The sequence below is a fragment of the Acinetobacter sp. WCHAc060042 genome, assembly GCF_003231195.1.
GTDB lineage: Bacteria > Pseudomonadota > Gammaproteobacteria > Pseudomonadales > Moraxellaceae > Acinetobacter.
Genome location: NZ_QKVN01000148.1, coordinates 1 through 296, shown reverse-complemented (window position 1 = coordinate 296; position 296 = coordinate 1). Strand labels below are relative to the sequence as shown.

The 296-nt window shown below is 44.3% G+C and carries 1 protein-coding gene; it reads left to right on the top strand.

The genetic code is table 11. The features are described 5' to 3' along the window. On the top strand, window positions 1-296 hold a 296-nt coding region (locus tag DPG01_RS18660; RefSeq protein ID WP_162622386.1), incomplete at both ends, for an FAD-dependent oxidoreductase.

Genomic DNA, 296 nt, shown 5'->3' with positions numbered 1-296 from the left:
GCTGAACGTATGGGTGGTCAAGTCATGGATACCATGGACATTGAAAACTATACCTCGATTCAAAAGACCCAAGGGCCAAAGTTTGCTGCTGAAATGGAAGCACATGTACGTGAGTACGGTGTGGACATCATGAACTTACAACGTGTTTCTCACATCAAAGGTGCAGATGAGACCGCGAATGGTTTGGTTGAAGTCACTTTAGAAAATGGTGCAAAGCTTGAATCTAAAACAGTCATCCTTTCAACAGGTGCACGTTGGAGAGAAATGAATGTACCGGGTGAAGCAGAATACCGTAC